The sequence below is a fragment of the Pseudophaeobacter leonis genome (assembly GCF_002087335.1).
Taxonomy (GTDB): Bacteria; Pseudomonadota; Alphaproteobacteria; order Rhodobacterales; family Rhodobacteraceae; genus Pseudophaeobacter; species Pseudophaeobacter leonis.
Genome location: NZ_MWVJ01000057.1, coordinates 22908 through 30620, shown reverse-complemented (window position 1 = coordinate 30620; position 7713 = coordinate 22908). Strand labels below are relative to the sequence as shown.

Here is a 7713-nt window from a genome sequence, read left to right as displayed (position 1 = left end):
GTGCCCCGCGTCCTCAGCAGACCTGAGTAATGATGAAAAGAATTCGCCTTGCCCCAAGGACAGGCCGCGCGCTGTAGCGCTGGGCCCTGCGGCCTCCTTGATCCAGCGGGAATGTGCGACGGAGAAATGTGATGAAAGCGGATTATGTGATTGTAGGGGCAGGCTCGGCGGGTTGCGCCATGGCGTACCGTCTGTCGGAGGCGGGCAAATCGGTGCTGGTGATTGAGCATGGTGGCAGCGATGTCGGGCCCTTTATCCAGATGCCCGGTGCCTTGTCCTATCCGATGAACATGTCGCTGTATGACTGGGGTTACAAATCCCAGCCAGAGCCGCATCTGGACAATCGTGAGCTGGTGACGCCGCGCGGCAAGGTTGTTGGCGGCTCCTCGTCGATCAATGGCATGGTCTACGTTCGGGGCCACGCTGGCGACTATAACCACTGGGCGGACAGCGGCGCGCAGGGCTGGTCCTATGCCGATGTGCTGCCCTATTTCAAACGCATGGAAACCTGGGACGCCCGCGACCAGGGCGGCGACGCCGACTGGCGTGGTAAAGACGGCCCATTGCATGTGACCCGCGGCCCCCGCGACAATCCCCTGCATGCGGCCTTTGTTTCGGCAGGCACCCAGGCGGGATATCCGGTCACGCAGGACTATAACGGCGAAAGCAAGAGGGCTTTGGCCCGATGGAGATGACCGTTTACAAGGGCCGTCGCTGGTCGGCGGCCAATGCCTATCTGCGCCCGGCCCTGAAGCGCAACAACTGCGACATGATCCGCGCCCTGGCCCTGAAGGTGGTAATCCAGGATGGCCGCGCAACAGGTGTCGAAGTAGAGCGCAACGGCAAGATCGAGGTGATCGAGGCCGGCTCGGAGGTGATCCTGGCGGCAAGCTCGCTGAACTCGCCAAAACTGCTGATGCTTTCCGGGATTGGCCCGGCCGACCATCTGGCCGAGCATGGTCTCGAGGTGGTGGCTGACCGGCCGGGCGTTGGGAAAAATCTGCAGGATCATCTGGAGTTCTATTTCCAATACGCCTGCAAACAGCCCATCACCCTGTTCAAATACTGGAACCTGCTGGGCAAGGCCTGGGTCGGGGCGCAGTGGCTCTTTAGCAAGACGGGTCTGGGGGCTTCGAACCAGTTTGAGAGTGCCGCCTTTATCCGGTCCGACAAGGGCATCGACTACCCGGATATCCAGTACCATTTTCTGCCGATTGCAGTGCGCTATGATGGCAAGGTCGCAGCCGAGGGGCATGGCTTTCAGGCCCATGTTGGCCCTATGCGGTCGCAATCGCGCGGTGAGGTCACGCTGGCCAGCGCTGATCCCAAAGAGGCGCCCAAAATCCAGTTCAACTACATGTCGAACGAGCAGGACTGGATTGATTTTCGAAAATGCGTGCGTCTGACCCGCGAGATTTTTGCGCAGGAGGCCATGCAGCCCTTTGTGAAACATGAGATCCAGCCGGGCGAGGCGCTGCAAAGCGACGCAGAACTGGATGGCTTTATCCGTGAGCACGCCGAAAGCGCCTATCATCCCTGCGGCACCTGCAAGATGGGGGCGCTGGACGATCCCATGGCGGTCGTCGACCCGGAATGCCGGGTGATTGGCCGTCAAAGGACTGCGGGTGGCGGACAGCTCCATCTTCCCACGCATTACCAATGGCAATCTCAATGGGCCGTCGATCATGACCGGTGAAAAGGCTTCGGATCACATTCTGGGGCGGCGTCTGCCGTCGTCAAATGCGCAGCCCTGGTTCAATGAAAACTGGCAGGAGAGCCAGCGCTAAGCCAATGAGGAGCTGCCTGCGCAAAACCTGCCCCTCCTGGCCTGTAAAGTGGGGCAGGTTTTGCGGGGCGGTTTTTCACGGCAGAAGACATCGCAACATCGGGATGGCCCCGGCAGATGAGAGCAAAGGCTTCTAAGGGCAAATTTTTTCTCAGAAAAACCTGTTTTCAAATGTTTGTGTTTGATCCGCGTCAAGGTGGCGGGGCCCTCAGGGGCATAATCTGCCTCTGACGACAATAAAAGGAGCGAACAGATGTCCAATACCCCGCATGAGCTGGCAGCAGAATTTCCCGACAAAACCGACGTGATGAGCCAACTGAAACAGTCTGACGCGCATTTTGCCAAACTGGCGGATGAGTACCACGAAGTGAACCGTGCCGTGCACCGCGCCGAGACCAATGTAGAGCCGCTGGAAGAGCTGGCCGAGGTAGAGCTGCGCAAAAAGCGTGGGGCTCTCAAGGATGAGATCTGGAGCATTCTGGCCAAGGCCTGATGCTCGAGCAGTTGTTAAATAGTATAGGGGGCCACGCATAGCGGTCCCCTCTTATGTCTGCTAACAGCTCAGTTTTTTGTTTCCCGCTCAATGAAATCCTGAATCCGTTGCCAGGCAAGGGCATCGGTCAGCTCTCCTTGCGCAGGTGCAGTCCCCGGTTCCTCTCCGATCAGAAGCGGACTGAAGTAGGCTGCGGCCCGGTTGCACTCCGCAATTCTTGAAACACGACAGCCCCGTTTTTTGGTGCATCCGCGCCGCGAGGCATGACAACGCCCAGGCGTGCATCCACCCAGTCCAGCTCGGCCTTATGTTTATTGACTTCACGTTCTATCAATGCGGGAGAGAGAGCAAAGGGCGCGGAGCCGAGGTCCCTCATTGCGCGGATGCACCTATTGTATTCCTGTGTCTTTTGCGCGGTGTCCAAAACCACAGGGTTGTTGGCGGCGGTAGCAGCCGATCAATGCAAGAGCGGCAGCAGACAGGCTTGTATTGCGGCGTGTTTGCTGGGGCTGGGCGCGCAGGGGAATACCTGTCCAGTCCGCAAAATCCGATACGATGTCGCCGTCCCGAAACGCTTTGGCATCGTAAAGTCTGAAATGGACGTTCTCTCGCCCAAAGGCCCTGTCTAGCTGTTCCATCTGGCTGCGGTACCCCGGCCAATGCAGTTCGAAGTTTGCCCCGCCGGTTTTTATTCTTTGCTGCATAATGCTTGGGAGTAAACTGCCGGGGGCGCGCACGTAGCAAAAGATGTCTGTCTGCGTGAAATGCGGACCCATGGCGTCTCTGAGAGCGTCCAAAGCCGGTTTAGGTGCATGTGACAGCCATTCCCCAGAAATAACAAAAGTCTCTTCCGGCCGGTTGTTCAGCTGGCGGATCAGTCGTTGCTCGAGTTTCTTTTTGCGATCCTGTAGTTCAGAATCTGTTAGTCCAAGGCGATGAATGGCAAAATGTTGCCGCGGGTTTTGCAGGTAAAGTTCTATCAATGCTGTCGAGTGGTTGTCTTTGCCTAGGCGAACATAGTGCACGTCAGGGATATCACGCATGCCAAGAGCATGCTGCAGGGAGGTGCTGCCGGTTTTGTGCATCCCGGCATGGATGACCAGCCGTTGCCTGATTGGTGGTTTTCTCACGTCTGATCTGTCTCCAAAAGGGGGTGAGCTCAGCTGACTTCATACGGGAGCACGCCACGCGCATCATTGTTGATGGACAGGCGGCGTTCCAGCGGTGGAATGGAGCGCTGATGGCAGGTTTTACGCTCGCAGATGCGGCAGGAAATGCCGATGGGCTCATAGGCGGTGGCATGGCTCATGTCGAGATTGTCGGCATAGACCAGGGCCGCGGCATGGCGCACTTCGCAGCCCAGGGCGATGGCATAGCGGCGCACGGGGGATCCAAACGAGCCACCCGATTTTGAAACATCGCGCGCCAGCGAGATATAGCGCACGCCGTCCGGGGTCTCGGCCAGTTGCCGCAGGAACCGCCCTGGGGTCTCAAAGGCACGATGCACGTTCCACAGCGGGCAGGCGCCACCAAAACGGGCAAACTGCAGCCGGGTGGCGGAGTGGCGTTTGGTAATGGTGCCGGCCTGATCAACCCGCACAAAGAAAAACGGAATGCCCTTGGCACCGGGACGTTGCAGGGTTGAGAGGCGATGCGCCACCTGTTCGATTGAGGCGCCAAAACGGGTGGCGAGGCGTTCCAGATCATGGCGGTCTTCCTGGGCCGCCTGCAAGAACCGGCCGTAGGGCATCAGGGCCGCCCCGGCAAAATAGTTGGCGAGGCCGATCTTGGCGATGGCGCGGGCCTCTTCGCTTTGGAACCGGGCAAAATCAAGGGTGGCTTCCAGCAGGCTGTTCTGGCTCAGCAGCGCCACCTGCAGCAGCAATTGAAAGACCTGAGTAGGCGGGCTGGAGCGGTTTGACAGCTGCAGCGTTTTTGCCACGGGGTCATAGGCGCGCAGCCCATCCATATCGCCCAGGGTGATCGAGATCCCGGCGTTCTCCAATGCGAGGGTGGCGGCAGTGCGCACATCGGCAGATCCGGCAAAGCGCTCGGCGGCCCGGTCCATGGCATCAATGTAGTTGTCGCAATAATGGAAAAAGTCACGCACCTCTTCCCAGGGGCTGGCCTGAATGCGCGAATCCTCGCGGCCCAGGGCTTCGTCCAGCGAGGCAAGGCGTTCATGGGTCTGGCGGTAGGCGCGGTGCAGGCTGAGAAAGGCGCGCGCCAAAGCGGGCGCATTAGAGGCGGTGAGGCGCAGATCTGCCAGCGGCGGCGCCTCATCGGCAAAGACCGGATCTGCCATCGCCTCACGCATGTCCGTGACCAGACGTTCACTGTCGCCCGCCGAAAGCTCGGTCACGTCCATGCCGAATTCCTGCGCCAGCGCCAAAACAACAGTGGTCGAAACCGGCCGGTTGTTGTTTTCCATCTGGTTGAGATAGGGCAGCGACACCCCGAGTTTGGCGGCAAAATCCTTTTGCGTCAGCTCAAGCCGGGTCCGCATTTCGCGCAGCTTTGCGCCTGCATAGAGTTTCTGAGTGGCCATCGGGGCTGCCTTTGCAAAACCTGTATGGCGCTACTGTATAAATGCAAACTGTCCGGTGCAAGCACCCCGTGCACCCCGTACATTCCGCGCAGCCCGGAAAGACTGCTGTGCAACCTGCGTCCTGCTCGGGCGGGACAAAACTAACTGCGCGCGGTGGGTCAGACCTGGGCGGGGCCTAGCGCAGGCTTTTTTCGCGTTTGATCACAAGGGCGATGGAAATCAGCCCAAGAATTGCAGTGGTAAACATGATGACCAGCAGCGGGGCGGCGGTGGTGCCGGGGACCAGAACCCAGCCTGCCATCGCGCTGAGCCCGGCGCCGCCGCCAAGCATGATCGCGCCGCTCAACCCCGAGGCAGAACCTGCCAGATGGGGGCGCACAGAAATGGCGCCAGCGGTGGCATTGGGAATGGCCATACCATTGCCAAGCCCCACCATGCACATAAAGCCAAAGAATGAGAGGAGACGCTATCCATCCCGGCCAGTGCCAGTGCCAGGGAGAGGCCGACGCCAATCCCGTTGATGATGCAGCCCCAAAGAACCATGTTATTGATACCGATGCGCGCGGAATAGCGACCGGAGATGAAATTGCCAAAGAAGTAGCCCACTGCGGGGGCTGCAAAGTAGAGGCCAAACACGGCGGGGCTTAGCCCGTAGACCTGATCGCCAAGGAAGGGCGCGCCACCAAGATAGGCAAAAAACGCCCCTGAGGCGAGGCCGGAGGCAAGAGAGTAGCCCCAAAATCGCGGTGATTTGAACAGCTCTGGGTATTCGCGAAACTGGGCGGCCAGAGTTTTGCCGCTCTTGGTTGCCGTCTCGCCAAAGTCAAAATAGGTCAGCAGGTATACCAACGCGCCAAACAGGGCGAGAAGCCAGAAATTGGCCTGCCAGCCAAAGGCCTGATCGAGTGCGCCGCCAATGATCGGGCCGACCATTGGCACCACAGCCACGCCCATCGTCACATAGCCGAGCATGCTTGCGGCCTGATCGGTGTCATAGATATCGCGCACCGCAGCGCGGCTGAGCACCATGGCAGAGGCGATTGCGGCCTGCGCCATGCGAAACATCAGAAAAACCTCGGCGCTCGGCGCAAAGATGCAGCCAAGGGTGGCCAGAATGAACAGCACAATGCTGATCAAAATGACCGGCCGTCGTCCCATCTTGTCTGAAATTGGCCCCACCACGATCTGAACGGCCGCATTGACGCCTAGATACAGCGCCACGGAGAGTTGCAACAGTCGGTAGTCTGCCTGAAAATATTTCGCCATGCCCGGCAGGGACGGCAGAAAGACATTCATCGCCAGGGCAGAAAGCCCGGCCAGCAGGATCAGCGTGGCAATATGCGGCTTGGTTCTGTCGCTTGGCGAGGGGCTTTGGGAGTTTTGCATACTGTGGGCTTAGTTCAGGCCAAAACGATTGTCTATTGGTTGTAAGGCTTAAATGAGAAAGTCCGCGCCAAGCCCGGCCAATGTGACGTCGCGCAACAAGAGGCTGCCACCCTGATCAAAGTCGAACACCACGCCGTTGTCTGTGTCCCGGGCCTGATCAAGCAGGGCGTCCAGACTGCCGTGACCGATAATGTCGAGCCGGTCAGCGTCGGTGTTAAAGTCCTCCACCGTATCATTGCCGCCCTGGTGTTTGAAAACGAAGGTATCCTCGCCTCTGCCGCCCACCAAGACGTCATCTCCGGCCTGTCCATCCAGCCTGTCTGCACCGTTTCTGCCAGTCAGCTGATCATTCTCTGAGCCGCCGTAGAGCTGATCCCGTCCGCGCCCGCCAAAGAGAAGGTCGACACCTTCATCCCCCCAAAGCGTGTCGCGTCCTGCGCCGCCTTCTATCCGGTCGCGGCCTGCCTTTCCTGCCAGAACATCGTGATTGGCATGGCCGCGCAAAAGATTGTTCAGATCATTGCCGATCACGAGGTCCGCGCCCCGGGCGCCAAAGGCGTTCTCGATCTCGGTGCCAAAGGTGACAACCACGTCCTGGTCGGCATCAAAGGAGGAAAACGCCCCCTGTCGCAGGTCCAGTGTCACGCCAGCGCGGCGGCCATTTGCATCCAGAACGTCGGTGCCGCCACTGTCCCAGATGCTGTCCACTGTGCTTGTGCGGCTGCCGGTGTAGCTGCTGGTTCCTTCGTTGTGGGGCGCGGCGCCCCAGATGTCCTGCAGCGCAAGCACGTCAAACAGCATCATGGCAGCGCTGTCCTGGCCGTTCACCGGGTTTGCGCGGTAGGACATGACCGAATAGAGGTTGCTGTCGAACTCTGCAGGCAGGGTGGCATCGGCCTCGTGGGTGTGGCGCAGACCCATGGCGTGGCCCAACTCATGCAGCAACAGATCGAACTGCCGGTCGGACGACAGGTCAAGGTCGGTGTCATAGGCCACAAAGCCGTCCCATTCGAGGATGCTGCTGCCCTGATACCGGACGCTGTAGCCGCCATGGCCAATGACCGATCCGGGCAGCGAGATTGCCGCCACATTGAGGTCCGGGTCGCTGTTGCCGAATGTTTGCACAAAATCCACGTTGAGAAAGCTCTCGATATGCGCCAGCGCCGCTTCAAAGTCGGCTTTCTCGGCCTGGGTGAAGCGTCGCCAGCCGGAATACTCTGCGCTGGTTGGCAGATCAGCGGGGGCCGCGTTTCCGGCGTATTGATAGCTGATCGTGATCGGGGCGCTGTCTGTGGTGTTCAGAGGGTCGCTGGCATGAAAACGTGCGTATTGCATCGCTGCGATGATTTCGGTTTGACTTAGCATTGCTCTGCCCGGATTTGCCTGAGGAGAGCTCGATATTGTGGTGCAGCCTTTGAACGAAGCATGAACGCATTGCGGCGAAAATGTGTTGCATTGGATCGAAAATGGAAACAATCCACCAAGAGTTAGCAGTTATTC

Annotated in this window: 6 protein-coding genes and 1 pseudogene; 2 read left to right on the top strand and 5 right to left on the bottom strand. The window is 59.2% G+C overall.

All coding sequences use genetic code 11. The features are described from left to right. Window positions 1-131 precede the first annotated feature (131 nt). Window positions 132-1787, top strand: a pseudogene (gene betA / locus B4968_RS26175) (choline dehydrogenase). A 252-nt stretch (window positions 1788-2039) separates the two neighbouring features. Then, window positions 2040-2279 (top strand): HP1242/YdcH family protein, encoded by a 240-nt coding sequence (locus tag B4968_RS13375; protein ID WP_083099682.1) that lies wholly within the window; start codon window positions 2040-2042, stop codon window positions 2277-2279. A gap of 389 nt (window positions 2280-2668) precedes the next feature. On the opposite strand, the gene B4968_RS13370 is transcribed toward B4968_RS13375, so the two are convergent. From B4968_RS13370 to B4968_RS13355, 5 genes are all read right to left on the bottom strand, one after another. Then, a complete protein-coding gene (locus B4968_RS13370; RefSeq protein ID WP_139792816.1) occupies window positions 2669-3409 on the bottom strand; it encodes a hypothetical protein in 741 nt (246 codons plus the stop codon). Window positions 3410-3438: 29 nt separating this feature from the next. Continuing rightward, the gene (locus B4968_RS13365; RefSeq protein WP_083099676.1) at window positions 3439-4827 is read right to left on the bottom strand and encodes a helix-turn-helix domain-containing protein; all 1389 of its coding nucleotides are present in this window, start codon (window positions 4825-4827) and stop codon (window positions 3439-3441) included. 175 nt (window positions 4828-5002) lie between these two features. Further along, complete coding sequence (locus tag B4968_RS25765; protein ID WP_338153266.1) at window positions 5003-5206, bottom strand: hypothetical protein; 204 nt, start codon at window positions 5204-5206, stop codon at window positions 5003-5005. Beyond that, the gene (locus tag B4968_RS13360) at window positions 5170-6213 is read right to left on the bottom strand and encodes a multidrug effflux MFS transporter (protein ID WP_338153265.1); all 1044 of its coding nucleotides are present in this window, start codon (window positions 6211-6213) and stop codon (window positions 5170-5172) included. The genes B4968_RS25765 and B4968_RS13360 overlap by 37 nt, the downstream gene beginning before the upstream one ends. A 48-nt stretch (window positions 6214-6261) precedes the next feature. After that, window positions 6262-7578, bottom strand: a complete 1317-nt coding sequence (locus tag B4968_RS13355; protein WP_083099674.1) for a M10 family metallopeptidase — start codon at window positions 7576-7578, stop codon at window positions 6262-6264. Window positions 7579-7713: the final 135 nt, after the last annotated feature.

What these genes read in the sequence shown, in the direction of transcription:
- B4968_RS13360 (WP_338153265.1), bottom strand. Translation starts at nt 6,213, where the DNA reads ATGCAAAACTCCCAAAGCCCCTCGCCAAGCGACAGAACCAAGCCGCAT.
- B4968_RS13355 (WP_083099674.1), bottom strand. Translation starts at nt 7,578, where the DNA reads ATGCTAAGTCAAACCGAAATCATCGCAGCGATGCAATACGCACGTTTT.
- B4968_RS13375 (WP_083099682.1), top strand. Translation starts at nt 2,040, where the DNA reads ATGTCCAATACCCCGCATGAGCTGGCAGCAGAATTTCCCGACAAAACC.
- B4968_RS13365 (WP_083099676.1), bottom strand. Translation starts at nt 4,827, where the DNA reads ATGGCCACTCAGAAACTCTATGCAGGCGCAAAGCTGCGCGAAATGCGG.